We start from the raw sequence: 25,719 nt of genomic DNA on the forward strand, positions 1-25,719 counted from the left end.
CCATGCTGCTTTGCATCGACTGTGGCAATACCAATACGTCCTTCTCGATCTGGGACGGCAACGAGTTTCTGGCCACATGGCGGATGAAAAGCGACCATGCGCGCACCGCTGATCAATATTATGTCTGGCTCTCCACCCTGATGGTGCTCAACAACATCAGCGTCGAGTTCAGCAATGTGATCATCTCCTCGACGGTGCCGCGGGTGGTGTTCAATCTGCGGGTGCTCTCGGACCGGTATTTCCGCGTGCGCCCCTTGGTCGTCGGCAAGCCCGACTGCAAACTGCCGGTGCTGCCGCGCGTTGATCCCGGTGTGGTGCCGGGGCCGGACCGGTTGGCCAATGCCGCCGGTGCCTTTGTCCGCCACGGTGGCGATGTCATCGTGGTGGATTTCGGCACTGCAACCAATTTCGATGTGGTGGCCAGCGATGGCGCCTATGTCGGCGGGGTGATCTCGCCGGGGGTGAACCTCAGCCTTGAGGCGCTGCACCAGGGCGCGGCAGCGCTGCCCCATGTCGATATCACCCGCCCCGACAAGGTGATTGGCACGAATACCGTGGAATGCATTCAATCGGGGGTGTTTTGGGGCTATATTGGTTTGATCGAGGGGATAGTCACCCGCATCAAAGCCGAGTATGGCCAGCCGATGAAAACCGTCGGCACCGGCGGGCTTGCGCCGCTGTTCGGACAAGTTGACACAATTTTTGACACGATCGAAGACGATCTGACGATGCACGGGCTGACCGTCATCCATGACTTTAATAAGGACTTCGTATGACGCGTGAACGATTAATTTACCTTCCATTGGGTGGTGCTGGCGAAGTTGGCATGAACACCTATGTCTACGGCTACGGCCCGAAAAACCGCGAGCGCTATATCGTGGTCGATCTCGGCGTGACCTTCCCGGATATGGACGGCACCCCCGGTGTCGATCTGATCATGGCCGATATCACCTGGCTGGAAAAACGCCGCGACCGGATCGACGGGATTTTCATCACCCATGCGCATGAGGACCATGTCGGCGGCCTCGGCCACCTCTGGAGCCGGTTGCGCGCGCCGGTCTATTGCCGCGATTTCACCGCCCGGATTGCCGCCAAAAAGATGGTCGAGGCGGGCCAGCCGGTCGAGCAGATCCACACCATCGGTGCGATGCCCGACACGCTGGAACTGGGCCCGTTCAAGGTCCAATTCGTGCCGGTCTCGCACTCGCTGCCCGAAGCCTCGGGCCTGTTGATCGAGACCCCGGCGGGGCGTATCCTGCACACCGGCGACTTCAAACTCGATATGGCGCCGGGCGTCGGCGAGCCCTTTGACGAAGAGATGTTCCGCCAGATCGGCGAAGCCGGCGTCAAAGCGCTGGTCTGCGATTCGACCAATGTCTTCTCGCTGCATCCGGGCCGCTCGGAAAGCACGCTGCCGGAGTCGATCACCGATTTGGTGCGCGAGGCCGAGGGCATGGTCGTGGCGACCACCTTTGCCTCCAACGTCGCGCGTCTGCGCACTTTGGCCAAAGCCGCGCGCGACGCGGGGCGCTCGGTCTGTCTGTTAGGCCGCGCGATGCAAAACATGGTGCGCACCGCCACCGAGGCGAAGCTGCTGCATGATTTCCCGCCCACGGTCTCGGTCGAAGAGGCCCGCGACATGCCACGCGGCAGCCTGATGCTCTTGGTCACCGGCTCGCAGGGCGAACGCCGCGCAGCCTCGGCGCAATTGTCGCGCGGCTCCTATCTGGGGCTGTCGTTGAAAGAGGGCGATCTGTTCCTCTTCTCCTCGATGACCATTCCGGGCAATGAGCGCGGCGTGTTGCGCATCGTCAACGCCCTGTCGGAAATGGGCGTCGATGTGGTCGATAACACCATGGGCACCTATCACGTCTCGGGCCACGCCAACCGCCCCGATCTCGAGCGGATGCACGAGTTGACCCGTCCGGCGATGCTGGTGCCGATGCACGGCGAGCACCGTCACCTGCGCCAACACGCGCGGCTCGGCGCGGCCAGCGGCATGGCCACGGCCATCGCACCCAACGGCACGATGCTCGATCTGACCGGCGACACCCCCGAGGTGGTCGATTTCATCGACACCGGACGGCTCTATCTCGACGGGTCCGCGATTTATGGCGCCATGGACGGGGTCGTGCGCGAGCGGATGAAAATGGCGCTCAACGGACATGTCATGGTGACGTTAATTATCGATGAAGACGGTCTGCCGATGGGCGAGGCTTGGGCGGATTGCCTCGGTCTGGCGCGTCATGGGCGCTCGCAACGCCCGCTCTCCGAGGTGATCGAGGATGCGCTGGTCGAAGAGCTCGAGCGCACTGGCCGCAAGGTGATGGGCAATGACGACAAACTGGGCGATGTGCTCAAACGTCGCGTGCGCTCGGTCTGCGTCGATGAGATCGGCAAAAAGCCCGAAGTGACGGTTGTTGTCAGCCGTTTGGCCGAAGAGTGACATTTTAAAAGGGTTTGTTAACTCATCTCTGCGATGCTGCTGAAAAGGCAGGATTCTCAGGCCATGAATGCACCGACCCGCGACCCGCTCTTGCGGCGAAAACTTGTGACTCGAAACGCGCCACCGCCGGATAAACCGGCGGTGACCGGCCCTGCGCAGGGGCTGTCGCGGGCGTTCGCGCGCGCGACCTCGTCGATGGCGCCCCTGGTTGCCGAACAGGGCGAGACCCGGCGCAGCAGCGCGAGTTTGGCCGAATTGCTCGATATGATCGACAGCGACGCCTTTGTCGGCCAGCTTGACGGTTTGGCGGCGGGCACCGCTGTGGTGATGCTCGACCAATCCACCTTTGCCACGGTGATCGAGGCGATGACCATCGGGCGGCTCGGTCCGAAACCGCCCTTGCCACGCCGCCCCACGCCCACCGATTCCAGTCTGCTCGCCGATCTGGTGAACCATACGATGCGCGATCTCACCGATCCCATTGCCGCGGCGATGCGCTTTCACCGGCCGGTGGTCGATCACCGGCTGCTGGCGGTGCTGCTCGATGATGTGGTGTTTGACACCGTCAGCCTCGATGTGGATCTGGTCGCCGGTGAGGTCCAGCGCCCCGGCCGGATCATGCTCGCCCTGCCACGCGCGGCGCCGGAAACACTGACCGGCGATCCGGCGGCGGACAGTGAAACCAGCAATTGGGGCAAGCAGTTAGAGGAGACCGTGATGCGCGCTCCGGCCTCTATGCAGGCGGAATTGGGGCGTCTGACCCTGCCGCTCTCCGAGGTGTTGGCGCTCGGCGTCGACAGTTCCCTGACCCTGCCGCTGTCCAATCTCGAAGAGGTGCAACTGGTCGCGCTGGACGGCTCGGTGCAGGCGATCGGGCGGCTTGGTCAAAGCCGTGGCAACCGCGCCGTGCGGCTGACCTCATGGCCGGGGGGCACGCCGCCGGTGCCGCAGATGAGCGATATCAAACCCGCGCCCCGCGCCAAGCCTGAGGCGCAGGCGGGCGAGGGCGGCGATCTTGCCGCTATCGCAGCGTCGCAACCGGACCTTCCGTCAAACCCCGGGTAAACTGCCGCATCACCGGATCCTCGGTGGCAAACGCCTCCGCCACCGAGCCTTGCCAGTAAAACCGCCCCTCATGCAGCTTGGCCACGCGGTCGGCCACATCCCGCACCGTGCGCATATCATGGGTAATGGTCAGCGCCGTCGCCCCCAGATCGCGGGTGATCTCGCGGATCAACGCGTTGATCACCGCCGCCATCACCGGATCCAGCCCCGCGGTCGGCTCGTCAAAAAACAACACCGGCGGATCACCGGCAATCGCCCGCGCCAGACCGACGCGCTTTTGCATCCCGCCCGAGAGTTCCGCCGGAAAAAGCATCGCCGTCTCCGGACCCAGACCCACCCGCGCCAGTTTTTCCACCGCCAGCGCCTGCGCCTCGGTCGCGCCCAGCGGGTTCCGCCCACGCATCAACCGAAACGCCACATTCTGCCAAACCGGCAGCGAGTCAAACAGCGCCGCACCCTGAAACAACATGCCGACATGCTGCGCCAGCACCTGCGGCTTGGGATTGGCCAGCCCCGCGACCTCAACCGAGCCCCGATCCGCCCGCTCCAGCCCCAGCAAACACTTGAGCAGCACCGATTTCCCCGTGCCCGAGCCGCCGATCACCACCAGGCTTTCACCCTTTGGCACCTCGAACGACACCCCGCGCAACACGCGGTTTTCGCCGTAAGACTTCTCAAGATCATGCGCGCGGATCATGCCGAAAAGAACGCCTCCGTCAGCAGGTAATTCGCCGCCAGTATAAGGATCGAGGCCATGACCACCGCCGATTTCGTCGCCTCGCCAACGCCCTGCGCACCGCGGCCCGAATTCATCCCGAAATAGCAGCCCGAGATTGCCACCAGAAACCCGAACACCGCGCCCTTGATCATCCCCGAGGCCACATCCCAAAACTCAAGGAAATCCAGCGAGTTACGCAAGTATGCGCCGCCGTCAAACCCCAGCCGCGTGACGCCAACCGCATAGCCGCCCAGAATGCCGATGGCATCGCCCACCGCCACCAGCACCGGCATCGACAGCGTCGCCGCCAAGACCCGTGGCACGGTCAGATATTGCATCGGCTCGACCGCCAAAGTGCGCAGCGCGTCGATCTGTTCCGAGACTTTCATCGTGCCGATTTCCGCCGCGATCGACGAGGCGACGCGCGCTGCCACCATCAATCCGCCCAGCACCGGCCCCAATTCGCGCACCATGCCGATTGCGGTGATCGAGGGCACGGCGAATTCCGCCGAGAACCGCGCCGATCCGGCATAGATCTGCAGCGCCAAAGCGCCGCCGGTGAACAGCGTCGTCAGCCCCACCACCGGCAGCGAGAGCCAGCCGATATGCAAGAGTTGCGCCAGCAATTCACGCGGGTAAAACGGCGCGCGCAGCATCCACATCAGGCTTGTGATCACAAATCCGCTGAACCGCCCGACGCTTGCAAGGGTCTCGGCCAGACTGCGGCCGATTGCCCCCAAAAGCGCGCGCGGCGTCATGCCAAGCGGCTCTGATAGCGGCGTTTATAGCGACCGCCCAGACTGGTTAATATCTCGTAACCGATGGTCTCCGCCGCATCCGCAACCATATCAATGCCTTGCGGCGCGCCGAGGATTTCCAATTCCTCGGGCACCACCTCCAGATCGGTGACATCGACGGTGATCAGGTCCATCGACACGCGCCCGACCACGGGGCAGGCGGTCTCGCCGGCATAGAGCATGGCGCGGTTTGACAGGGCGCGCAGCAACCCGTCGGCATAGCCCGCGGCGACGGTGGCGATGCGCGAGGGGCGCTCGGCCACCCATGTACAGCCATAGCCGACCACTTCGCCCGCCTCGACCTCGCGGGTCTGGATCACCGGCAAGGACAGCGTCACCACCGGCGTCGCATCGTCAAACGGCGCGCCGCCATAAAGCCCGATACCGGGGCGGCTGATGTCGAAATGATACTCGGGCGACAAGAGGATCCCACCGGTCGCCGCCAATGAGCGATCACCAGCGTAACCCGCTGTCATATCGAGGAAATTATCCATCTGCTGGGCATTGAACAGATGCTCGGGATCGTCGGCGCAGGCCAGATGCGACATCACCAGCTTGGGGTCTGCCGCCACCGCCAGATCGCGCACCGCGGCCCATTCCGCTGCCTCCATACCCAGCCGGTTCATCCCAGAATCAAGCTGCACGCCAAAGGGATGGCGGGGCAGGGATTCCAGATGCCGGACCAGTTGATCGGCGGAATTGACCAGCGGGATCAGGTCAAGGTTGCGCAGGGTCTGGGTGTCGCCCGCCATATGGCCGCTATAGACGAAAATCCGCGGGCCCGAGCCGACCGCCTGCCGGATCACCGCGCCTTCTTCGGCGAGGGCGACAAAAAACGTGCGCGCGCCCGCGTCGGCGAGGCGTCGCGCCACGCGCGCGGCCCCCAAGCCGTAGGCGTCGGCCTTGACGGTGGCGCCGGTTTCGCTGCGGCAAAGGCGCGAGAGTCGCTGCCAATTGGCGGCGATCGCGTCCAGATCGATGGTTAAACGTGCGGCTGTCATGAGGCTCGTTTGGCCCGTCCGGGCGCCGCAAGTCAAGGGCGAATACGTGCCGAGCGCGGTTCCGCCGAGGCTGTGGATAACTTGCCTCAAAATGGTCGGATTTTTGATTGAACCTGTTAGGAGGACGTAACGACTCATTAACGTTAACCGCGACGATTCGCTTCAAGCCATTAGGAGTTCCCCATGTCGACGCCCATCCGCAAGCCCGCACCCGCCCCGCAGCCCAATCAGCCGCAGCCCAAGCGCGCGCATAAATTCACCGATTGGGCGATGATCTGAACGTCACCAGATAGGCGGCGATCGCCGCCCGGTCCTCGGCGGAAATCCGGCTGAGATTGGCGATCACCTCGGCCATGGTGCCGCCCGCAACGTCAAATTCGGGGGTGAAGCCGCTTTGCAAATAGGCCGCGATATCCTCGCCAGACCAGCCCTCGGGGGGCAGCGCCGGAATGCGCCCGTCGCCCGCCGGATTGGGCGCTCCGGTTAACCATTCTGCCTGATCCAGCCCGCCCGCGACATCCCGCGGCGTATGGCATTCCGCGCAATGGCCCAAGGCCTCGACCAGATAGCGCCCGCGGGTATACTGCGGATCGTCACGCGCAGGTGCCACGAAATCCGCATTGTAATTCAACAGCTTCCACAGCCCCAACCCGCGCCGCAGCGTGAACGGGAAGCCGACATCATGCGCGCGTGTGGGCGTGGCATCGGCGGGCAGGCTTTGCCAAAAGGCCCAGAGATCGGCGATATCCTCGGGCGTCGCACGGGCGTAACTGGTAAAGGGAAACGCCGGATAATAATGCTGCCCCGCGGGGCTAACGCCCAGCGTGACGGCGCGGGCAAACTCCGGCAGGCTCCAGCCGCCGATCCCCTGTTCAGGGTCCATCGAGATATTCGGCGCGGTGAATGTTCCGAAGGGCGTGGCAAATTCCTGCCCGCCCGACAGGTGCAAGCGCTCCTCGACCGGCGCGGTCACCTCCAGCCCCGGCGCCGTATGGCAACCGGCGCAGCCCGCAGCCCAGAACACCAATTCACCGGCCTCGGCATCGGCGTCATGGGCGGCAAGCACCGCCAGCGTCTCGGGCGCCAAGGCGGCGGGGCGGGTCATTAACCAAAACCCCGCCGCCCCGACCAGCGCCAGAGCGAGAGCTGTGGCGGCGAGTTTGCGCATAGCTTAATCCGCTTGGCGGAAGTTCTGGTGACAGCCGCTGCAGGCCCCGCCGAGACCGCCAATCGCGCCTTGTAATGTCGCCAGATCGACCCCGGCCGCGGCCTCCATCGCCTCGGCGGCAGCGGTCAGCGCGGCTCCGCGGGCGGCGAAACCCTCCATATCGGCCCAGATCGCGGGCAGGGCGCGGGTGCCCTCGACCGCCGCGTTATCAGTGCCCTCGGCCCACATGCGGTCGGTGTTCAGGCGGGTCAGATGCACCAGATTTGACGCCGCGGTGGCCGCCATTTCCGCATCATAGGCCATCCGGCCCTGCGCCATTCCGCCCAGAACACCAAGGTTATAGGCTTGTAATTGCATGAGATTCTGACGCGCCGCGATATTCGGGTCCTGACGCTCCTCAGATTGCGCCAGCAGCGGCGTGGCAAGGGCGCTGGCCAGAAAAACGGCGATGGCGGCGCGGCGGATAGGGAGGCGCGGGATTGGCGGCATATGCGTGATCCTTATGTGGCTGTCCTGCGATGAGGATAACCACAGATGCAGGTTTTCCAACTTCGCATCTTTGTGATCACACTGCGCATTTGTGCACATGAGTTGCGCATTTGTGCACAGGTATAGGCGCCGCCGCCCCTCAGCGCCCCTTCCAGACCGGATCGCGCTTTTCGGCAAAGGCGTTCTGCCCCTCCAGCAAATCCTCGGAGCCATAGAGCCGGTCGACCGCCGCCACCTGCCTCCGCGTGACGCGGTTGAGCGCGTCCTGAAACCGCATATCCTCGGCCTCGCGCACCACTTCCTTGATCGCCGCATAGACCAGAGGCGGCCCCGAGGCCAAGAGCCGCGCCAGCTCCCAGGCCTTATCCCGCAGCTCCTCGGGCGCGCAAATCTCGCGCAACAGCCCCCAGTGTTTCGCCTCTTCGGCGTCAAACCAGCGGCCGGTCAGCAGCAGGTCCATCGCCACGTGATAGGGGATGCGCTTGGGCAATTTGATCGAGGCGGCGTCGGCCACCGTGCCCGAGCGGATCTCCGGCAGCGCGAAACTGGCGGTCGACGAGGCGAGGATCAGATCGCAGCTCAGCGCCAGTTCCAAGCCGCCGCCGCAGCAAATTCCGTTGACCGCGCCGATCACCGGTTTGTTCAAATGCGGCAATTCCTGCAAGCCGCCAAAGCCGCCGACGCCGTAGTCGCCATCCACCGCATCGCCGCCCGCCGCGGCCTTTAAGTCCCAGCCGGGGCAGAAGAATTTATCCCCCTCGGCGCGCAAGATCGCCACCCGCAGGGCGTCGTCATCGCGAAATTCCTTGAACACATCGCCCATGATTCGGCTGGTCGCCAGATCAATCGCATTCGCCTTGGGCCGGTCCAGCGTGACCTCCAGAATACCCCCCTCAACGCGGGTTTTGATCGGGCCTTCGGTTCGCATTTGCATCAAATTTCCTCCCAAATGACTGCATCCACCGCCACTGCGCCCGATTGGCGCAGGATCAGCGGGTTGATTTCCACTTCGACCAGAGACGGGTCGCCGCGCAGCATCTCTTGCAAGGTGAGTGCCGCGTTAATCAAAGCCTCGGTATCCGCCCGCGCCGCCCCGCGCCAGCCATCCAACAGCGGCCAGAGCCGCAACTCGCGCAGCGCCTCCGCGATTTCCACCCGCGTGACCGGCAGCACCAGCGTCACCGTATCGGCCAGCAATTCCGCCGCCACACCGCCCAAACCAAGGGTCAGCGTGGCCCCGTAAACCGGATCGCACCGCGCGCCAAGGATCACTTCGGCGACGCCGCCCGTGACCATTTCCTCCAGCAAATAGCCCTCGGCGCCGGGCATTTCCGCCTCTGCGGATGGGTCGCTGACATTCAACCTGACCGCCCCCGCCTCGGTTTTATGTGCGAATCCAAGGCCTTTGAGCGCGAAGGGCGGGGTCATGCCGTCAGGTATCAACCCGTCCAATCGCGCCGCCGACACCGACGTCGGCACCGCGATACCGGCAGCTTTGATCCGCGCTTTCGCCTGTGCTTCGTTCAGCATCTGCGGCGCTTTGGCGGCGATCACCGGCCACGGCCGCCAACCCTCGCGCCCCGCAACGGTCTGCGCCGCTTTCACCGCGCTCAGGGCGGTTTCCATCCCCATCAGCGGCACCACACCGCGTGCCATTTGCGCAATCGCGCGGGTCTCGTCGAAATTCTCGGGCAAAGAGGCCAGTGCAAACGCCGGTTTTCCCGTCGCCTTCTGTGCCGCCTCGATCGCCTCCAGCGCGGGTTCAAAACTGCTCGGATCGCAGCGGTCGGGGCGCGGCGGGTCAATGACAAACAGCCCCGCGTCATAGCCTTGCAATGTGGCGGTAAACACCTCGGTGGTTTTCGCCAGATCGCCCCAGATAAACGTGTGATAATCCAACGGGTTGGACAATGTCACCAAGGGCCCAAGCACCGCCGCCAAACGCGCGCGCTGCCCGTCACCGAGCGGCGGAAACTCCACCCCCACGGTTGCTGCAAGATCGGCCATCAACCCCGCTTCACCGCCCGAACACGACAGCGAACACAGCTGCCGCCCCAGCCCCGGCCCATGCGCGTGCAGGATTTTCAGCGTCTCGATCAGTTCCGCAGGGCTGGTAACTTCCGCCACCCCCGCCTGCCGCAAAAACGCGCTCGAGGGCGCCCCGCCACCGGCCAAAGACGCGGTATGCGAGGCGGCGGCGTCGCGCGAGGCCTCGGTTTTGCCGGCTTTAATCGCCACAATCCCCTTGCCCGTCGCGCGCGCCGCCTCGGCCAAAGCGGCGAAAGCGGGCGCATCGGCGATGCCTTCGATATAGAGCCCCAGCGCCGTCACCCGTTCGTCCGCCAAGACCGCCGCCGCCAGATCGGCCAACCCGACCTGCGCGGCATTGCCCAGACAGGCGACATAGGCGATCGGCAACCCGCGCGCCTGCATGGTCAGGTTGATCACAATATTCGACGACTGGCTGATCAGTGCCACACCGCGTTCCACCCGCCGCCCGCCATGCTCGTCGGGCCACAAAAGAGCACCGTCCAAGTAGTTGATAACCCCGTAACAATTGGGCCCGAGGATTGGCATGTTGCCAGCCGCCGCGACCAATGCCTCCTGCAGCCCCGCATCCCCCGCCTCGCGCCAACCCGAGGCAAAACAGATCGCCCCACCGGCCCCTATCGCCGCGAGCTCCTCGATAACCCCCAGCGTCGCATGCCGGTTCACCCCGACAAACACCGCGTCAGGCACCTCGGGCAAATCCGCCAGCGCGGCCACACAGGGCACGCCGCCAATCTCTTCCCGCGTCGGATGCACCGGCCACACTGGCCCTTCAAACCCCATCTTCGTGCATTGCGCGATCACATTGCGCGCCCAACCCGATCCCAGCACCGCAATCGAGCGCGGCCGCAACACGCGCGACAGATCCCTCATATCCAGGCCCCGTGATGCGCGGTGACCGGGCAGGGAGGCTTTGCCCCCCTCTTCGGCGGGGCCGAATTCACCCCCCAGGATATTTTTGGACAGATGAGGGGCGTAATCGGCCCCCCGACCCCCTGAACAGAGAGCCGGAGAGCGTCACCTGTCACGGCCATCGGCTTCCCAGCCTGTACCGCAGAGCCATTCTGATGAGAAAATCTTACCATCGCGTTATCATCTGTCCGAAAATATCCACGGGGGTTCCAAGGGGGCGCGTGCGCCCCCTTGGCGCGGGAGCGCGAGGGGCGCGCAGCCCCTCGCACCCTCCTCAATTATCCGCCCAACGGGCGGAGAAGCTCGCGGCTGATGATATGGCGCTGGATCTCCGAGGTGCCTTCCCAGATCCGCTCGACCCGCGCATCGCGCCAGATCCGCTCCAGCGGCAATTCATCCATCAACCCCATGCCGCCGTGGATCTGGATCGCCTCATCGGCAATCATCGCCAGTGCCTCGGTCGCCTTCAGCTTGGCCATCGCCATATCGCCGTCGGTCACCGTGCCCGCGTCCAGTTTCCACGCCGCCTCATAGGTCAAGAGCTCCGCCGCTTTCAGCTCCAACGCCATATCCGCCAGTTTGAACGACACGCCCTGAAACTTGCCGATCTGCTGGCCGAATTGTTTGCGTTCGGCGGCCCAGTCCAGCGCATGGCCCAAGGCGCGGTCGGCGCGCCCGATGCTGGTCGCCGCGACCTGCAACCGCGTCGCGCCCAGCCAGTCGTTGGCCACCTCGAAGCCTTTATGCACCTCGCCAAGCACATTCTCGGCGGGCACGCGGCAATCATCAAACTCGAGGATCGCGTTCGAATACCCGCGGTGCGACACATTGCGGTAGCCGTCGCGCACGGTGAAGCCTTTGGTGCCCTTATCGACGAAAAACGCGGTGATCTTCTTCTTTTTCCCGCGCGGCGTGTCCTCTTCGCCGGTGGCCATAAAGGCAATCGTAAAGCCCGCGATATCGGCGTGACTGATGAAATGCTTGGTGCCGTTCAGCACCCAGTCGCTGCCCTCTTGCCGCGCGCTCGCCGACATGCCGCGCAGGTCCGAGCCCGCGCCCGGTTCGGTCATCGCCAGACAATCCCATGTCTCGCCGCGAATACAGGGCATCAGATAGCGTTCGCGCTGGTCCTCGGTGCCCGCCAGCAGGATATTCGAGGGCCGCGCCACGCAGGTCCAATGCAGCGCGTAATTCGCCCGCCCCAACTCGCGCTCATAGAGCAGCCACGACAGCGTATCGAGCCCGGCGCCGCCGACCTCTTCGGGCATATTCGCCGCATAAAGCCCCGCCGCCATCGCCTTTTGTTGCAGCTCGCGGATCAGCTCCATCGGCAGATGACCCGTGCGCTCGACCAGCGCCTCATGCGGATATAGCTCGGCTTCGACAAAACTGCGGGTGGTCTCGACGATCATGCGCTGTTCATCACTCAGGGCGAAATGCATCTTGTGTCTCCGGTGGGAAAGGGGCGGCGGCGTTAAGGTTAACGGGACTTGCGTTGTCCGACATACCGCCCCGTATCCTTGGGCTGCGGCAGCGCGGCATGGGCGGTGACAATCGGTTGCAACTTTGCCAGAACTTCGGGCGCGACGGGGCAGGTGCCGCCGTTCACCGTATCCACATGCAACAGCATCTGTTCGATCGTCGCCACCGGCGCCCCGTCACGCTCGATGCGCATGAACAGATGCAACCGCTTCTCATCCGCGCCCAATACCTGCACCGAGCCGGTCAGCGCGTCGCCCAATCTGGCCTCGCCCAAATGCATGATATGCGATTCCGCTGTGTAATAACTGCGCCCCGCCGCGACATAGTCGAGCCCCGCGCCGATCAGCCCCAAGAAGGCATTGGTCACCTCCGAGGAGGCAAAGAGATAGCGGCTTTCGGTCATATGGCCGTTGTAATCAATCCAACCGGGCAGCACCTGCATATGCGACAGCAAAAGCGGCGCATCCAGCGCGGGCAGTTTGGCCGCAGGCGCCTCAGCGGCCCGCCGCGCATCGTGATCGAGCAGCACTTTCCCCGCGCCCCAATTGCGCTCTTTCAGCACCCGCAAAAAGCCGATCAGGTTCTGGTCGCGGATGCGTTCCATCTCGCGGATCGTCATATGCCCCGATTGCGCGTCGGATTGACCGGCGATCAGATCGACCAATTCATCATTGAATTCAGGCACATCCATGAGTTTGGTCCATGGCCACGACAGGCAGGGGCCGAACTGCGCCATGAAGTGCTTCATCCCCGCTTCGCCGCCCGCCACGCGGTAGGTGTCAAACAGACCCATCTGCCCCCAACGCAACCCGAACCCCATGCGGATCGCCTCGTCAATTTCTTCGGTGGTGGCGACACCGTCCTTGACCAGCCAGAGCGCCTCGCGCCAGACCGCCTCAAGGAAACGGTCGGCAATATGGGCGTCGATTTCCTTGCGTACATGCAGCGGATACATGCCGATCTCGCGCAGGATTTCCTTTGCCTCTTCAATGCGTTGCAAGTCGTTCTTAGGCGAGGGCACAACCTCCACCAAAGGCAGCAGGTAGACCGGATTGAACGGATGCGCCACGAAAAGCACCTCGGGGTTCGTGGACTTCTCCTGCAATTGCGAGGGCTTATAGCCCGACGTTGACGAGCCCAGCAGCGCATCCGGCGCATGGGCTTGGATCTCGGCATAGACACGGTGCTTCAACTCAATGCGCTCGGAGACGGATTCTTGAATATATTCAGAGTCTTCCACCGCATCCTTAAGGTTGTTTGCAAATGTCAGACGTCCCTCGGGCGGCATCGGCACATCCGCCAGTGCCGGCAGCGCCGCGCGGGCATTGGCCAGCACTTCGCCGATCTTGCGCGGCGCCTCGGGATCGGGATCATAGACCGACACATCCCAACCCGAGAGCAGGAATCTCGCCGCCCAGCCGCCGCCGATCACGCCGCCGCCGATAATTGTCGCTTTGCGCGCCATCTCGTCTCTCCTCATGGGGCTGCTGCCCGCAAATCCTCAGCCGAAATTCGGCGCCCGTTTTTCTAACTTCAACCGCGCGCGCACTTCGTCGGGCCCGACCACCCGCGCGCCCATGCCCTCGATGATGCCGACCGCGCGTTCCACCAGTTGCGCGTTGGTCGCCAGCACGCCTTTCTCCAACCAGAGGTTATCCTCCAGCCCGACGCGCACATTGCCCCCCGCCAGCACCGACGCGGCGACATAGGCTATCTGGTTCCGCCCCAAGCCGAAGGCCGACCAATGCCAGTCGTCGGGCACATTGTTGACCATCGCCATAAAGGTGTTCAGATCGTCCGGCGCCCCCCATGGCACCCCCATGCAAAGCTGCACCAGAACCGGATCCTTGATCAGGCCTTCGGTGACCAATTGCTTGGCAAACCACAGGTGGCCGGTGTCAAACGCCTCGATCTCGATCTGCACGCCGCTGTCGGTCATACGTTTGGCCATATCGCGCAGCATACCGGGCGTGTTAACCATCACATAATCGGCCTCGGCAAAATTCATCGTGCCGCAATCAAGCGTGCAAATCTCCGGGCGGCATTCGACGACATGGGCGACGCGCTCTGCGGCCCCCGCCATATCCGAGGATTTCGCCATCCGGTCCATCGCCTCGGTGCCATCGAACATCAGGTCGCCGCCCATGCCCGCGGTCAGGTTCAGCACGCAATCAACCTCCGCATCGCGAATGCGCTCGGTCACCTCGCGATAGAGCGCGGCATCGCGCGAGGGCGCGCCGGTTTCGGGGTCGCGCACATGGCAATGCACCACCGCCGCACCGGCTTTGGCGGCGTCGATGGCGCTATTGGCGATCTGTTCGGGCGAGCGCGGCACATGCGGGCTGCGATCCTGCGTGCCCCCCGATCCGGTCACCGCACAGGTGATGAAAACCTCGCGATTCATCGTCAATGGCATTCGAATCTCCTTCATTTGTGTAAAGCCTAGCAGGGTTGCGGCCACGTGCTTAGCGTTTTACGAAGGGAATATGTCAAAATCCGAAAGCATCTTTGCCCCCTCATCGCAGCCCCTCGATATCGCCGTGCTGGTGCTGCCGCGCGCCTCGATCCTCGAGGTCGCCTCGGTGCTCGACCCCCTGCGCAACGCCAACCGGCAACTGGGCCGCGAGGGCTTTCGCTGGCGCGTGGTCTCGCCCGATGGGGCGCCGGTGCCGCTGACCTGCGGCATCGAATTGCCCAGCCACGGCGCGGTTAAAGCCGCGCTTGGCGCCGACGCGCTGGTGGTGATTTCGGGCTACAATCAGGCCGAGGTCGCCACGCGCGAGATCATCGCCGAGGTCCGCCGCATCGCACCGCGGTTCCGCGCCTTGGGCGGGGTCGATGCGGGCCCTTGGATACTGGCGCGGGCCGGATTGCTGGGCGGCTACCGCGCCACCGTGCATTGGGAGGATCTGGAGGATTTCGCCGCCGCCTATCCCGCGATCGAGGTGGTGCCCGACCGCTATGTGATCTCGGGCAACCGTTTTACCGCCGGCGGCGCGGTGCCGGCAGCCGATATGATGTTGCATCTGATCGGCGCGCGTTGCGGCATTGGTGTGGCGGGGCAGGTGGCCGATAGCTTCCTTTACGAGGCCCGTGCCGATGGCGCTCGCCCGCAACGCCCCGGCTTGGTGCCGGGTGCCCGCGATCCCCGTGTGTCGCAAGCATTAACCTTAATGAGCCAGCATCTCGAAGACCCGCTGTCGCTGGCCCGGATCACCGCGGATCTGGGCATTGGCATAAGGCGGCTTGAGCAGATTTTCGATGAAAGCCTCGGCCAAGGCCCCGCCGCCGCCTATCTGGAATTGCGCCTGCAATCCGCCCGCCGCTTGCTGGCTGATACCAGCCATCCGATGCAAGAGGTGGCGCTACGCTGCGGGTTCAATGACGGCTCGGGATTCTCGCGCGCCTTCAAGCGCCGCTTCGGCCAGTCCCCGCGATCCGTGCGGGGGTAGAGATGCGAAAATTATCAGACAATTAAAGGTCTGACAATTATATGTGTCTTCTGCACACGTCCAAGCCGAGAAGTTCGGGACTGGGTTTTCCAACGCGCGATGAAACGAAAAATGCGCGCTATAACAATCTGTTACAGCGCGCATCTCATCTCTGAATCGGAAAACCCTATTCCACCGTCACCAGAGCATGCCGTTTGCGCCCCGCCGTCAGCTTCATCGGCTCGGCCAGATCCGCCGAGGTGACGATCCGGCCCATATCGCTGACCACCTCGTCATTGACCCGCGCGCCGCCCTCGGAAATCAGCCGTTTGGCGTCTTTCCCCGATTTCGACAGGCCCGCGCGCACGAACAACTGCACGATCGAGACCCCGTCATCGGCCTCGCTGCGCGCGATTGCCACGCTCGGCAGATCCTCGCCCGTTCCGCCTTGTTCGAACACCGCCCGCGCCGTCGCCTCAGCCGCAGCAGCGGCCTCGGCACCATGACAAAGCGTGGTCACCTCATTGGCCAGAATCACCTTGGCGTGGTTAATTTCCGAACCTTCCAGCGCGCCCAAACGGTCGCATTCATCGACCGGCATCTCGGTATAGAGCTTCAGGAACCGCCCGACATCCGCATCCGTGGTGTTGCGCCAGAACTGCCAGAACTCATAGGGGCTCAGCAGATCGCCATTCAGCCAGATCGCGCCGCCCTGCGATTTGCCCATCTTGCGCCCGTCCGAGGTGGTCAGAAGCGGCGTCGTCAGGCCGAAAATCTGCGTTTCCGCCACCCGCCGCGTCAGGTCCACACCGTTGACGATATTGCCCCATTGATCCGATCCGCCCATCTGCAACAGGCAGCCATGCCGCCGGTTAAGCTCAAGGAAATCATAGGCTTGCAGGATCATATAGTTGAACTCGAGAAACGACAGCGACTGCTCGCGATCAATCCGCGATTTCACGCTTTCAAAGCTCAGCATCCGGTTGACCGAGAAATGCCGTCCGATATCGCGCAGGAATTCCAGATAATTCAGCCCGTCCAGCCATTCGGCATTGTTCAGCATCACCGCGTCCTGCGCGGCATCACCGTAGTCGAGGTATTTCGCGAATACCTGCTTCATACTGGCGATATTCTCGTCAATCTGCGCGTTCGACAGCAAGGGCCGCTCATCGGCGCGGAACGAGGGATCGCCCACTTTGGTGGTGCCGCCACCCATCAGGGTGATCGGTTTATGACCGGTTTTCTGGAACCAGCGCAGCAGCATAATGTTCAGCAGGTGCCCAACATGTAGCGATTTCGCTGTCGCGTCATACCCGATATAGGCGGGCACAATGTTTTTTGTCAGTTGCTCGTCCAGCGTTTGCAGGTCGGTGCAATCCGCCAGAAATCCGCGCTCGATAATGATGCGCAGAAACTCTGATTTCGGTGTATAGGTCATTGTGCTTGTCCTTGGCGGGTATTCGCGCTGTCTATAGACGAATTGGCGGGCAAAGGGAAAGGGGCGCATGATGCGGCGGCTATGGTAAAACCACAGGGCGGGGGTGCGGCGCAGCGGGTGCTGGGCACGATGTCGGGCACGTCTTTGGACGGGGTGGATGCGGCGGTGCTGCTCACCGACGGCATTGATATCCTCGATTTTGGCGAGAGCGCCTATCGCCCCTATAGCGAGGCCGAGCGCGAGATCCTGCGCGAAGCGCTTGGCGCCTGGCACGACGACCCGCGCGTCGAAGCCGCCGCCGAGGTCGTCGAATTCGCCCATGCCGAACTCTGCGCGCAGTTTCGCAACATTGATCTGGTTGGCTTTCACGGCCAGACCTTGGCCCATGATCCCGGTGGGCGCGGCACCCATCAGGCGGGCGCGGGCGAGGTGCTCGCACAGGCGCTCGGCTGGCCTGTGGTCAGCGACTTTCGCAGCGCCGATGTGCGGCTGGGCGGGCAGGGCGCGCCCTTGGCGCCCTTCTACCACCACGCATTGGCGCGCTATATCAAAGCCGAGGCGCCGATAGCATTCCTCAATCTCGGCGGTGTTGCGAATGTCACCTGGGTCGATCCCGCCATCCCCAAACCCGAATACGCCTGTCTCGCCTTTGACTGCGGTCCGGGCAATGCGCCGATGGATGATGCGATGCGCCAAAGACGCAATGAGGCCCGCGACACGGACGGCGCGCTGGCCGCGACGGGCCAGCCCGACGCGGCGCGCCTCGACGCTTTCGCGCGCCACGGCTTCTTTCACCGGATGCCGCCCAAATCCCTCGACCGCGCCGCGCCTGCGCCCGATGTCAGCGCGCTCAACGATGCCGATGCGCTCGCCACCCTTGCCGCCGCCTGCGCTTTGGGCGTCGCCCGCGCCTTCGAACATTTCCCCAGCCCGCCCGCACAGCTTCTGGTTTGCGGCGGCGGGCGGCACAATCCGACGCTGATGGCGATGATCGCCGCCGGCTGCGACTGCGAGGTGCTGCCGGTCGAGGCGCAGGGTCTCGACGGCGATATGATCGAGGCGCAGGCCTTCGCCTATCTCGCGGCCCGCGTGGCCCGCGGGTTGCCGACTTCGGCGCCCAAAACCACCGGCGTCGGCACCCCGGTCGGCGGTGGCAGCCTCAGCAAACCCTAAGCCTCAACCCCAAAGCCGCAAACCCTGAATTTCACCTGCGAAAAATACTCTGGGGGTGAGGCCGCAGGCCGAGGGGGCAAGGCCCCCTGCGCGTCTTGGCGCGCCGAAACGCGCGGGCTCGATGCCCGCAAGTTTCGCCCCAATAGCCCCATTCAGGCCTGCCGCAGCCCTACACCCGCAACAGCCGCTCGAAGACTATCTCCAGAAATGCCTCCGCCCCGTCCATCGGATCGCGTTTGCCGCGGATCAGGCGGATCTGCGCGTCGAAATCGGCGTAATGCTGGGTCATCGCCCAGATCGAGAAAATCAGATGATAGGGATCAATCGCGGGCAGGCGCCCGGCATCGCTCCAGGCCTGAATCACCGCCGCGCGGTCATCGACCAGATCGCGCAATGTGCCCGAGATCGAGGTCTCCAGCCGCGGCGCACCCTGCAAAACCTCATTGGCAAACAACCGGCTTTCGCGCGGGTAATCGCGCGACATCTGCAGCTTGCGCCGCATATAGCCCATGATCTGCGCGCGCGGATCCCCCTCGGGATCAATCGCCCGCAAGGGCGCCAGCCAGACATCCAGCAAGCCCTCCAGTAGCGCGTTATGCATGCGCTCCTTACTGTCGAAATAATACAGGATATTGGGTTTCGACAGGCCGGCGACGGCGGCAATCTGGTCAAGTGTGGCACCGCGAAACCCGTTGGCCGAGAACACCTCAAGGGCGGCGTCCAGTATCAGCCCGCGGTTGCGCCGTTGAATACGCGTGGTCATAGGGGTGCTACCCCGTCCAACCCATCGCCATTCAACCCGATCCCGCGCAGGATGATCTGGCAGACGGTCTCGGTCGCCGACACCCATTGCGCGTCACTGAGCGGGCCCTGGTTCAGCGTCTCGATCTGATGGGCGAAATCGGCGTAATGCTGGGTCGTCGACCAGATCATATACAAAAGCCAGCGCGGATCGACGTCATGGATCGCCCCCTCGGCACTCCAGCGCCGGATCACCGCAATCCGCGTCTCGGTCCAGCGCCGCAGTGAGGTCTCGAGATAGTCATGGATGATCGGCGCCCCGTGCATCACCTCATTGGCCCAGACCTTCGAGCCATAGCGGTGCTCGCGGCTCAGCTGCATCTTGCGGGTGATATAGCGGCGCAGGGCGACGTCCGGCGTGGCGGAGGTCTCGAAACTATCGGCGGCCTCCAGCCAGATGGTGAAAATCCGCTCGACCACGCGGCGATAGAGGGTTTCCTTGCTGGAGAAGTAATAATGCAGATTGGCTTTCGGCAAATGGCAGGCATCGGCAATCGCCTGCATGGTCGCGCCGCCAAAGCCTTTTTGCGCAAACACCTCTTCGGCGGCATTGAGAATCGCCCGCTCGATCTCTTCGCGGTTCTCGGCGCGGCTGCCCGGTTTTTCAAACCCGTCACGATGGCCCATACGCGGCTTGCTCCTGCTGTTCGGCGCGGTTTTGCCGCTCTGCAAATAATCTTGACTGAATGGTCAAGTCTGTTAGCGTCATCACATTCAGCCCGTGGTGCCGCTGGTTTTTGGGGCCTTATTTGGGGGCCGGTGTTCAGGGTCCGAAGGTCCAAGGATAGGCAGATGACCACGCCGTGACAACCCGAGGTCTCGCCCAGCGGGACAAGAATTTGCCAGTGAAAACACTGGCCTGCACCTGCTGTGGCCGCGGCGGCGACAGCGCGCAGATAAACCGGCGCAGGCAGCCTTTCGGGCTGCGCCATAACTGCCCGACAGGAGAGAGAGAATGACCGCAACACCCGCCAATCTGCGCATCAATGCCGACCGGCTTTGGGACAGTCTGATGGAGATGGCCAAGATCGGCCCCGGCATTGCGGGCGGCAACAACCGCCAGACCCTGACCGATGAAGACAGCGAGGGCCGCCACCTGTTCCAGCGCTGGTGCGAGACGGCGGGGATGACCATGGGGGTCGATGAAATCGGCAATATGTTCGCCCGCCGCGAGGGCACAGATCCCGAGGCTTTGCCGGTCTATATGGGCAGCCATCTCGATACCCAGCCGACGGGCGGCAAATACGACGGGGTGCTGGGGGTTCTGGGCGGGCTGGAAGCGGTGCGCACGATGAATGATCTCGGGATCAAGACCAAACACCCGATTGTGGTGGTCAATTGGACCAATGAAGAGGGCACGCGGTTTGCCCCTGCGATGCTGGCCTCGGGGGTGTTTGCGGGGCGCCATACGCTCGATTGGGCGTTTGACCGCGAGGACGCCAAGGGCAAACGCTTTGGCGATGAGCTGGAGCGGATCGGCTGGAAGGGCGAGGAGAAGGTCGGCGACCGCAAGATGCATGCGCTATTCGAGTTGCACATCGAACAGGGGCCGATTTTGGAGGCCGAGGGCAAGGATATAGGCGTCGTCACCCACGGGCAGGGGCTGCGCTGGGTCGAATGCACGGTCACCGGCAAGGAAAGCCACACCGGCTCGACGCCGATGGCGATGCGCAAGAACGCCGGACGCGGGTTAGCGCTGATCACCGAATTGGTCCATGAGATCGCGATGAAAAACCAGCCCAATGCGGTGGGCGCGATCGGCCATATCGACGTCTACCCGAACTCGCGCAATATCATCCCGGGCAAAGTGGTGTTCACTGTCGATATGCGGACCCATATTCTGGATAAACTCAACGCTATGGTCGAGGAACTGATGAGCCGCGCGCCGGAACTCTGCGCCGAAATCGGGGTCGAGTTCGAGGCCAAGATCGTCGGCCAGTTCGATCCGCCCGCCTTTGATGAGGATTGCGTCGCCGCGGTGCGCCGCGCCGCCGAACAGCAGGGCTATTCGCATATGGATATCGTCTCGGGCGCGGGCCATGACGCCTGCTGGATCAATGATGTGGCGCCGACGGCGATGATCATGTGCCCCTGTGTCGACGGGCTCAGCCATAACGAGGCCGAGGAGATCTCGAAAGACTGGGCGGCGGCAGGCACGGATGTGTTGCTCCATGCGGTATTGGAGACCGCGCAAGTGGTTGAGTGAGGGGCGGGGGGCTGCCGCCCCCCGCACCCCCCGCCTCAGAGGGGCGCAAACGCCCCCCTGAGAACCCCCCAGGATTTCAATTTGAGTATTTCCGGCAAGATGAAATCCGCGGTGGGGCGCAAGGGGCAAAAGAGATAAACAAATAAAAGACGCAGTGGAGGGACTATGTCGACCATCATCAAGAACGGGACCATTGTCACCGCGGATCTGACCTATGAGGCGGATGTGCGGGTTGAGGATGGGGTGATCACCGAGATCGGGAAGAACCTCAAGGGCGGCACCGAGCTGGACGCCAGCGGCTGTTATGTGATGCCGGGCGGGATTGATCCCCATACCCATCTGGAAATGCCCTTTATGGGCACCTATTCCACCGATGATTTCGACAGCGGCACCCGCGCCGCGCTGGCCGGTGGCACCACCATGGTGGTGGATTTCGCCCTGCCAAATCAGGGCGAGAGCCTGTTGGATGCGCTCAAACGCTGGGACAATAAATCCACCCGGGCCAATTGCGATTATTCCTTCCATATGGCGGTGACCTGGTGGGGCGAGCAGGTGTTTGACGATATGGAGGCGGTGGTGCGCGAGCGCGGCATCAACACCTTCAAGCATTTCATGGCCTATAAGGGCGCCTTGATGGTCAATGATGACGAGATGTATTCCTCGTTCAAACGCCTCTCGGAGCTGGGCGCCACCGCCATGGTCCATGCCGAGAACGGCGATGTGGTGGCGGAATTGACCGCGAAACTCTTGGCCGAGGGCAATACCGGCCCCGAGGCCCATGCCTATTCGCGCCCGCCGCAGGTCGAGGGCGAGGCCACCAACCGCGCGATCATGATTGCCGATATGGCCGGTGTGCCGCTTTATGTGGTGCATACCTCCTGCGAAGAGAGCCATGAGGCGATCCGGCGGGCCAAACAGGCGGGCAAGCGGGTCTGGGGCGAGCCCTTGATCCAGCATCTGACGCTCGACGAATCCGAGTATTTCAACGCCGATTGGGATCATGCCGCGCGCCGGGTGATGTCGCCGCCGTTTCGCAACAAAAAGCATCAGGACAGCCTCTGGGCCGGTCTGCAATCGGGGTCTTTAAGCGTGGTTGCCACCGATCACTGCGCCTTTACCACCGAGCAAAAGCGTTACGGTGTGGGCGATTTTTCAAAAATCCCCAATGGCACCGGCGGGCTGGAAGACCGGATGCCGATGCTCTGGACCCATGGTGTCGCCACCGGCCGGTTGACGCCCAATGAATTTGTCGCCGTCACCTCGACCAATATCGCCAAGATCCTCAACTGCTATCCGAAAAAAGGCGCGGTGCTGGTCGGCGCGGATGCCGATCTGGTGGTCTGGGACCCCGAGAAAGAGAAAACCATCTCGGCGGGCAACCAGCAATCTGCGATTGATTACAACGTCTTCGAGGGCAAACATGTCAAAGGTCTGCCGCGGTTCACCCTGACCCGTGGCCATGTGGCGGTGCATGACGGCGAGATGCGCCACCAGCCCGGCCATGGTAAATTCGTTGCCCGCGCGCCCAATGCCACGGTCAATAAGGCGCTGAGCCAGTGGAAGGACATCACCGCGCCGCGGCCCGTGCAGCGCAGCGGCATCCCCGCGACCGGCGTCTGATCACGCTTGTGGCACCGTGCCTGACAGGGGTGCGGTGCCCGCCCTCACCACAATGACGACCGGTTTTAGAAAGACGTAACGCATGACCCAGACGCCGACTTCCTCGGTCATCCAGGCACAAGACCTAGGCCTCACGTTCCAGACGAACGACGGGCCGGTCCATGCGCTCAAGGATGTGACGCTGACCATCAACAAGGGCGAATTCGTCAGCTTCATCGGCCCCTCGGGCTGTGGCAAGACGACGTTTTTGCGCACCATCGCCGATCTTGAGCAGCCCACCGCCGGCACCCTGACGGTCAACGGTATGAGCCCCTCGGAGGCGCGCAAGGCCCGCGCCTACGGCTATGTGTTTCAGGCCGCGGGGCTATATCCGTGGCGCACGATTGGCGGCAATATCAAACTGCCGCTCGAGATCATGGGGTTCTCGAAGGCCGAGCAAAAGGAACGCTGCGCACGGGTGCTGGAGTTGGTCGAGCTGGCGGGGTTCGAGAAGAAATTCCCCTGGCAGCTTTCGGGCGGCATGCAGCAGCGCGCCTCGATTGCCCGCGCCTTGGCCTTTGACGCCGATATCCTGTTGATGGACGAGCCCTTCGGCGCGCTGGATGAAATCGTCCGCGATAGGCTCAACGAGGAATTGCTCAAACTCTGGGCGCGCACCGAAAAGACCATCGGCTTTGTCACCCATTCGATCCCCGAGGCGGTCTATCTGTCGACCAAAATCGTGGTCATGAGCCCACGTCCGGGCCGGATCACCGATATCATCGAGAGCCCGCTGCCCAAGGAACGCCCGCTCGATATCCGCGACAGCCAGCAGTTCATCGACATCGCCCACCGCGTCCGCGAGGGGCTGCGCGCCGGATATGACGAGGCGGCGGAATGAAGAACGCGCTGCCCATCCTCACCATTGTCGTGGCGATCCTTGCGCTCTGGTATGTCGCGGTGATCCCGATGAACGCGCCATGGGAGCGTAATCAGGCGGCGATGCGCGGTGATCAGATCGCGTTTAGCCAGATCGTCACCAATACGATGAACCAGGACCGTCCGGTCTTGCCCGCGCCGCATCAGGTGGTGCGCGAGATGTGGAATTCGACGGTGGTCGAGGAGTTCACCGGACGCCGCGGCTGGTGGCGCTCGGGGAGCCTGTCGAACCGCTCGCTGATCTACCACGGCTGGGTGACGCTGAGCGCCACCATGCTGGGCTTTCTCATCGGCACCGGCGCCGGTATTCTGCTGGCCATCGGCATTGTCTATAACCGCGCGATGGATGCCAGTGTGATGCCCTGGGCGATTGTCAGCCAGACGATCCCGATCATCGCGCTGGCGCCGATGATCATCGTGGTGCTCAACTCAATCGGCATCTCGGGGATCGTGCCAAAGGCGATCATTGCCGCTTATCTCAGTTTCTTTCCGGTGGTCGTCGGCATGGTCAAAGGGCTGCGCGCGCCGGATGCGATGCAGCTTGACCTGATGAAAACCTATTCCGCCAGCGGCGCCAATGTGTTCTCGAAACTGCGCCTGCCAACCTCGATGCCCTTCCTCTTTGCCTCGCTGAAGGTCGGCATTGCCGCATCCTTGGTCGGCACGATTGTCGGCGAATTGCCGGTGCAGCAGGGCGGGCTTGGCGTGCGGCTTCTGTCGGGCAGCTATTACGGGCAGACCGTGCAAATCTGGGCGGCGCTGTTTGCGGCGGCGATACTGGCGGCGGGGCTGGTCGGCATCGTCGGGATGATAGAGCGGCGCACGCTGCGGCGGATGGGGATTGCAGCATGAACAGGGTGATCAATACTCCCGGAGCCTGGCAGCATCTGGGGCTCGCATTGGCCGTCGCTTTGGCGCTGGTGCTGGGGCTGGGCGGCGCGGCGGCGCAACCCTCCAGCGAGGTGATCGCGGCGTTGGTCGCGGCGGTGGTCTTCGCCTATGGCTACCGGCAGCGCCCGCCCAAATTATGGCGCGTGCTGTTGCTCTTGGCCTTCTGGAACGCGCTGGTCTTCGCCGCCTACGCTCTGGCCATGCAGCAAACCGGCGCCGAGGGCGCGGCCTTCTGGAGCGCGGTCGCCGCGATCTGGCTTGGCGGCTGGGCGTTTGTCTCATTTGTCGCCGAGGTCCGGCCCCGCGCGGGCAGCCTCTGGGCGCGTCTGCATCCGCTGGTCGCGCCCTTGGTCTTTGGGGTGACGCTGCTCTGGGTTTGGGAAACCGCGGTCAAGGCGCTGGAGGTCCCCAAGGTGATCCTGCCCGCGCCCAGCGAGATCGGCATGCGCTTTGCCGCCTCGCTCGATGTGCTCTGGATCGACCTCGTGCAGACCTTTGTGCGCGGCACGCTGTCGGGGTTTGCCATCGGCTGCGGCGCGGCGGTGGTCTTTGCACTGGTGGTGGACCGCTATGCCTTCCTGCGCCGTGGGCTCTTGCCGGTGGGCAATTTTCTGGCGGCTTTGCCGATCATCGGCACCGCGCCGATCTTTGTGATGTGGTTCGGCTTTGACTGGCCATCCAAAGCGGCGGTGGTCGTGGCGATGGTGTTTTTCCCGATGCTGGTCAACACCGTGCAGGGGCTGGCCTCGACCGAGGCGATGCAGCGCGATCTGATGCGCACCTATTCGGCGGGCTGGTGGCAAACGCTGGTGACGCTACGTCTGCCAGCGGCCATGCCTTTTATTTTCAACGGGCTGAAAATCTGTGCAACACTGGCACTTATCGGGGCAATCGTGGCCGAATTCTTCGGCTCGCCCACCCGCGGCATGGGATTCCGCATTTCCACAGAAGTCGGGCGTTTACAACTCGATATGGTGTGGGCTGAAATAACCGTAGCAGCGCTGCTTGGCTCGGCGTTCTACGGGTTCTGGGCTCTGCTCGAAAAGCGGGTGACCTTCTGGCACCCGTCACAGCGCAGCAGATAAAAGGGTCCATAAGGGCCGTTCATAACGGG

Annotated in this window: 23 protein-coding genes; 10 read left to right on the top strand and 13 right to left on the bottom strand. The window is 63.3% G+C overall.

Annotated elements, in window-relative coordinates; translation table 11 throughout:
• Positions 1-2: 2 nt before the first annotated feature.
• The 3 genes from DDE20_RS16375 to DDE20_RS16385 all read left to right on the top strand — a co-directional run bounded on the left by DDE20_RS16375 (position 3) and on the right by DDE20_RS16385 (position 3,511).
• Entirely contained in the window at positions 3-776 is a 774-nt protein-coding gene (locus DDE20_RS16375) for a type III pantothenate kinase (RefSeq protein ID WP_116559603.1), read from the top strand.
• Positions 773-2,446: a ribonuclease J gene (locus DDE20_RS16380; protein WP_116559604.1), complete on the top strand. Its 1,674-nt coding sequence runs from the start codon at positions 773-775 to the stop codon at positions 2,444-2,446. Before DDE20_RS16375 ends, DDE20_RS16380 begins: the two co-directional genes overlap by 4 nt.
• A 63-nt stretch (positions 2,447-2,509) precedes the next feature.
• Complete coding sequence (locus DDE20_RS16385; RefSeq protein WP_165814542.1) at positions 2,510-3,511, top strand: FliM/FliN family flagellar motor switch protein; 1,002 nt, start codon at positions 2,510-2,512, stop codon at positions 3,509-3,511.
• On the opposite strand, the gene DDE20_RS16390 is transcribed toward DDE20_RS16385, so the two are convergent.
• The 10 genes from DDE20_RS16390 to bcoG form a co-directional block, all read right to left on the bottom strand.
• Positions 3,468-4,208 (bottom strand): ABC transporter ATP-binding protein, encoded by a 741-nt coding sequence (locus DDE20_RS16390; protein WP_116559606.1) that lies wholly within the window; start codon positions 4,206-4,208, stop codon positions 3,468-3,470. The genes DDE20_RS16385 and DDE20_RS16390 overlap by 44 nt on opposite strands.
• A complete protein-coding gene (locus DDE20_RS16395) occupies positions 4,205-4,987 on the bottom strand; it encodes an MlaE family ABC transporter permease (protein WP_116559607.1) in 783 nt (260 codons plus the stop codon). The genes DDE20_RS16390 and DDE20_RS16395 overlap by 4 nt, the downstream gene beginning before the upstream one ends.
• Complete coding sequence (alr, locus tag DDE20_RS16400; RefSeq protein WP_116559608.1) at positions 4,984-6,027, bottom strand: alanine racemase; 1,044 nt, start codon at positions 6,025-6,027, stop codon at positions 4,984-4,986. The genes DDE20_RS16395 and alr overlap by 4 nt, the downstream gene beginning before the upstream one ends.
• Before the next feature lie 256 nt (positions 6,028-6,283).
• Positions 6,284-7,195, bottom strand: coding sequence for a c-type cytochrome (locus DDE20_RS16405; RefSeq protein WP_116559609.1), 912 nt, complete (start codon positions 7,193-7,195; stop codon positions 6,284-6,286).
• 3 nt (positions 7,196-7,198) lie between these two features.
• Positions 7,199-7,684, bottom strand: a complete 486-nt coding sequence (locus DDE20_RS16410) for a c-type cytochrome (RefSeq protein WP_165814543.1) — start codon at positions 7,682-7,684, stop codon at positions 7,199-7,201.
• Positions 7,685-7,823: 139 nt separating this feature from the next.
• The gene (locus DDE20_RS16415) at positions 7,824-8,612 is read right to left on the bottom strand and encodes a carnitinyl-CoA dehydratase (RefSeq protein WP_205961693.1); all 789 of its coding nucleotides are present in this window, start codon (positions 8,610-8,612) and stop codon (positions 7,824-7,826) included.
• A 5-nt stretch (positions 8,613-8,617) separates the two neighbouring features.
• Positions 8,618-10,606, bottom strand: a complete 1,989-nt coding sequence (locus DDE20_RS16420) for an acetate--CoA ligase family protein (RefSeq protein ID WP_116559612.1) — start codon at positions 10,604-10,606, stop codon at positions 8,618-8,620.
• Between the two features lie 317 nt (positions 10,607-10,923).
• Positions 10,924-12,087, bottom strand: coding sequence for an acyl-CoA dehydrogenase family protein (locus tag DDE20_RS16425; RefSeq protein ID WP_116559613.1), 1,164 nt, complete (start codon positions 12,085-12,087; stop codon positions 10,924-10,926).
• A 38-nt stretch (positions 12,088-12,125) separates the two neighbouring features.
• A complete protein-coding gene (locus DDE20_RS16430) occupies positions 12,126-13,592 on the bottom strand; it encodes a carnitine 3-dehydrogenase (protein WP_116559614.1) in 1,467 nt (488 codons plus the stop codon).
• A 36-nt stretch (positions 13,593-13,628) separates the two neighbouring features.
• Positions 13,629-14,543: a 3-dehydrocarnitine:acetyl-CoA trimethylamine transferase BcoG gene (gene bcoG, locus DDE20_RS16435; RefSeq protein ID WP_116559615.1), complete on the bottom strand. Its 915-nt coding sequence runs from the start codon at positions 14,541-14,543 to the stop codon at positions 13,629-13,631.
• 70 nt (positions 14,544-14,613) lie between these two features.
• Between bcoG and DDE20_RS16440 the strand changes: the two genes are divergently transcribed.
• Positions 14,614-15,579: a GlxA family transcriptional regulator gene (locus DDE20_RS16440; protein ID WP_116559616.1), complete on the top strand. Its 966-nt coding sequence runs from the start codon at positions 14,614-14,616 to the stop codon at positions 15,577-15,579.
• A gap of 166 nt (positions 15,580-15,745) precedes the next feature.
• On the opposite strand, the gene tyrS is transcribed toward DDE20_RS16440, so the two are convergent.
• Positions 15,746-16,996 carry a tyrosine--tRNA ligase gene (gene tyrS, locus DDE20_RS16445; protein WP_116559617.1) on the bottom strand — a complete coding sequence of 417 codons (1,251 nt, stop codon included), beginning with the start codon at positions 16,994-16,996 and terminating at the stop codon, positions 15,746-15,748.
• Between the two features lie 81 nt (positions 16,997-17,077).
• On the opposite strand from tyrS, the gene DDE20_RS16450 reads away from it, so the two are divergent.
• Entirely contained in the window at positions 17,078-18,169 is a 1,092-nt protein-coding gene (locus DDE20_RS16450) for an anhydro-N-acetylmuramic acid kinase (protein WP_116559618.1), read from the top strand.
• 169 nt (positions 18,170-18,338) lie between these two features.
• Here the strand turns inward: DDE20_RS16450 and DDE20_RS16455 are convergent, their stop codons facing one another.
• Positions 18,339-18,932, bottom strand: coding sequence for a TetR family transcriptional regulator C-terminal domain-containing protein (locus tag DDE20_RS16455; protein ID WP_116559619.1), 594 nt, complete (start codon positions 18,930-18,932; stop codon positions 18,339-18,341).
• Positions 18,929-19,597, bottom strand: coding sequence for a TetR/AcrR family transcriptional regulator (locus DDE20_RS16460; RefSeq protein WP_116559620.1), 669 nt, complete (start codon positions 19,595-19,597; stop codon positions 18,929-18,931). Before DDE20_RS16460 ends, DDE20_RS16455 begins: the two co-directional genes overlap by 4 nt.
• A 328-nt stretch (positions 19,598-19,925) precedes the next feature.
• On the opposite strand from DDE20_RS16460, the gene DDE20_RS16465 reads away from it, so the two are divergent.
• The 5 genes from DDE20_RS16465 (at position 19,926) to DDE20_RS16485 (ending at position 25,690) form a co-directional block, all read left to right on the top strand.
• Complete coding sequence (locus DDE20_RS16465) at positions 19,926-21,176, top strand: Zn-dependent hydrolase (protein ID WP_116559621.1); 1,251 nt, start codon at positions 19,926-19,928, stop codon at positions 21,174-21,176.
• Positions 21,177-21,341: 165 nt separating this feature from the next.
• On the top strand, positions 21,342-22,796 hold the full coding sequence (gene hydA, locus DDE20_RS16470) for a dihydropyrimidinase (protein ID WP_116559622.1): 1,455 nt from the start codon (positions 21,342-21,344) through the stop codon (positions 22,794-22,796).
• Between the two features lie 82 nt (positions 22,797-22,878).
• The gene (locus tag DDE20_RS16475) at positions 22,879-23,676 is read left to right on the top strand and encodes an ABC transporter ATP-binding protein (RefSeq protein ID WP_116559623.1); all 798 of its coding nucleotides are present in this window, start codon (positions 22,879-22,881) and stop codon (positions 23,674-23,676) included.
• Positions 23,673-24,566: an ABC transporter permease gene (locus DDE20_RS16480; RefSeq protein ID WP_116559624.1), complete on the top strand. Its 894-nt coding sequence runs from the start codon at positions 23,673-23,675 to the stop codon at positions 24,564-24,566. The genes DDE20_RS16475 and DDE20_RS16480 overlap by 4 nt, the downstream gene beginning before the upstream one ends.
• Before the next feature lie 239 nt (positions 24,567-24,805).
• Positions 24,806-25,690, top strand: a complete 885-nt coding sequence (locus DDE20_RS16485) for an ABC transporter permease (RefSeq protein ID WP_205961694.1) — start codon at positions 24,806-24,808, stop codon at positions 25,688-25,690.
• Positions 25,691-25,719 lie beyond the last annotated feature (29 nt).

This window comes from Pararhodobacter oceanensis (assembly GCF_003076755.1).
GTDB classification, from domain to species: Bacteria; Pseudomonadota; Alphaproteobacteria; order Rhodobacterales; family Rhodobacteraceae; genus Pararhodobacter; species Pararhodobacter oceanensis.

Excerpts from the sequence above, each read along its gene's own strand:
- DDE20_RS16375 (WP_116559603.1), top strand. The coding sequence starts at position 3 with ATGCTGCTTTGCATCGACTGTGGCAATACCAATACGTCCTTCTCGATC.
- DDE20_RS16380 (WP_116559604.1), top strand. The coding sequence starts at position 773 with ATGACGCGTGAACGATTAATTTACCTTCCATTGGGTGGTGCTGGCGAA.
- DDE20_RS16385 (WP_165814542.1), top strand. The coding sequence starts at position 2,510 with ATGAATGCACCGACCCGCGACCCGCTCTTGCGGCGAAAACTTGTGACT.
- DDE20_RS16390 (WP_116559606.1), bottom strand. The coding sequence starts at position 4,208 with ATGATCCGCGCGCATGATCTTGAGAAGTCTTACGGCGAAAACCGCGTG.
- DDE20_RS16395 (WP_116559607.1), bottom strand. The coding sequence starts at position 4,987 with ATGACGCCGCGCGCGCTTTTGGGGGCAATCGGCCGCAGTCTGGCCGAG.
- alr (WP_116559608.1), bottom strand. The coding sequence starts at position 6,027 with ATGACAGCCGCACGTTTAACCATCGATCTGGACGCGATCGCCGCCAAT.
- DDE20_RS16405 (WP_116559609.1), bottom strand. The coding sequence starts at position 7,195 with ATGCGCAAACTCGCCGCCACAGCTCTCGCTCTGGCGCTGGTCGGGGCG.
- DDE20_RS16410 (WP_165814543.1), bottom strand. The coding sequence starts at position 7,684 with ATGCCGCCAATCCCGCGCCTCCCTATCCGCCGCGCCGCCATCGCCGTT.
- DDE20_RS16415 (WP_205961693.1), bottom strand. The coding sequence starts at position 8,612 with ATGCGAACCGAAGGCCCGATCAAAACCCGCGTTGAGGGGGGTATTCTG.
- DDE20_RS16420 (WP_116559612.1), bottom strand. The coding sequence starts at position 10,606 with ATGAGGGATCTGTCGCGCGTGTTGCGGCCGCGCTCGATTGCGGTGCTG.
- DDE20_RS16425 (WP_116559613.1), bottom strand. The coding sequence starts at position 12,087 with ATGCATTTCGCCCTGAGTGATGAACAGCGCATGATCGTCGAGACCACC.
- DDE20_RS16430 (WP_116559614.1), bottom strand. The coding sequence starts at position 13,592 with ATGGCGCGCAAAGCGACAATTATCGGCGGCGGCGTGATCGGCGGCGGC.
- bcoG (WP_116559615.1), bottom strand. The coding sequence starts at position 14,543 with ATGCCATTGACGATGAATCGCGAGGTTTTCATCACCTGTGCGGTGACC.
- DDE20_RS16440 (WP_116559616.1), top strand. The coding sequence starts at position 14,614 with ATGTCAAAATCCGAAAGCATCTTTGCCCCCTCATCGCAGCCCCTCGAT.
- tyrS (WP_116559617.1), bottom strand. The coding sequence starts at position 16,996 with ATGACCTATACACCGAAATCAGAGTTTCTGCGCATCATTATCGAGCGC.
- DDE20_RS16450 (WP_116559618.1), top strand. The coding sequence starts at position 17,078 with ATGGTAAAACCACAGGGCGGGGGTGCGGCGCAGCGGGTGCTGGGCACG.
- DDE20_RS16455 (WP_116559619.1), bottom strand. The coding sequence starts at position 18,932 with ATGACCACGCGTATTCAACGGCGCAACCGCGGGCTGATACTGGACGCC.
- DDE20_RS16460 (WP_116559620.1), bottom strand. The coding sequence starts at position 19,597 with ATGGGCCATCGTGACGGGTTTGAAAAACCGGGCAGCCGCGCCGAGAAC.
- DDE20_RS16465 (WP_116559621.1), top strand. The coding sequence starts at position 19,926 with ATGACCGCAACACCCGCCAATCTGCGCATCAATGCCGACCGGCTTTGG.
- hydA (WP_116559622.1), top strand. The coding sequence starts at position 21,342 with ATGTCGACCATCATCAAGAACGGGACCATTGTCACCGCGGATCTGACC.
- DDE20_RS16475 (WP_116559623.1), top strand. The coding sequence starts at position 22,879 with ATGACCCAGACGCCGACTTCCTCGGTCATCCAGGCACAAGACCTAGGC.
- DDE20_RS16480 (WP_116559624.1), top strand. The coding sequence starts at position 23,673 with ATGAAGAACGCGCTGCCCATCCTCACCATTGTCGTGGCGATCCTTGCG.
- DDE20_RS16485 (WP_205961694.1), top strand. The coding sequence starts at position 24,806 with ATGCAGCAAACCGGCGCCGAGGGCGCGGCCTTCTGGAGCGCGGTCGCC.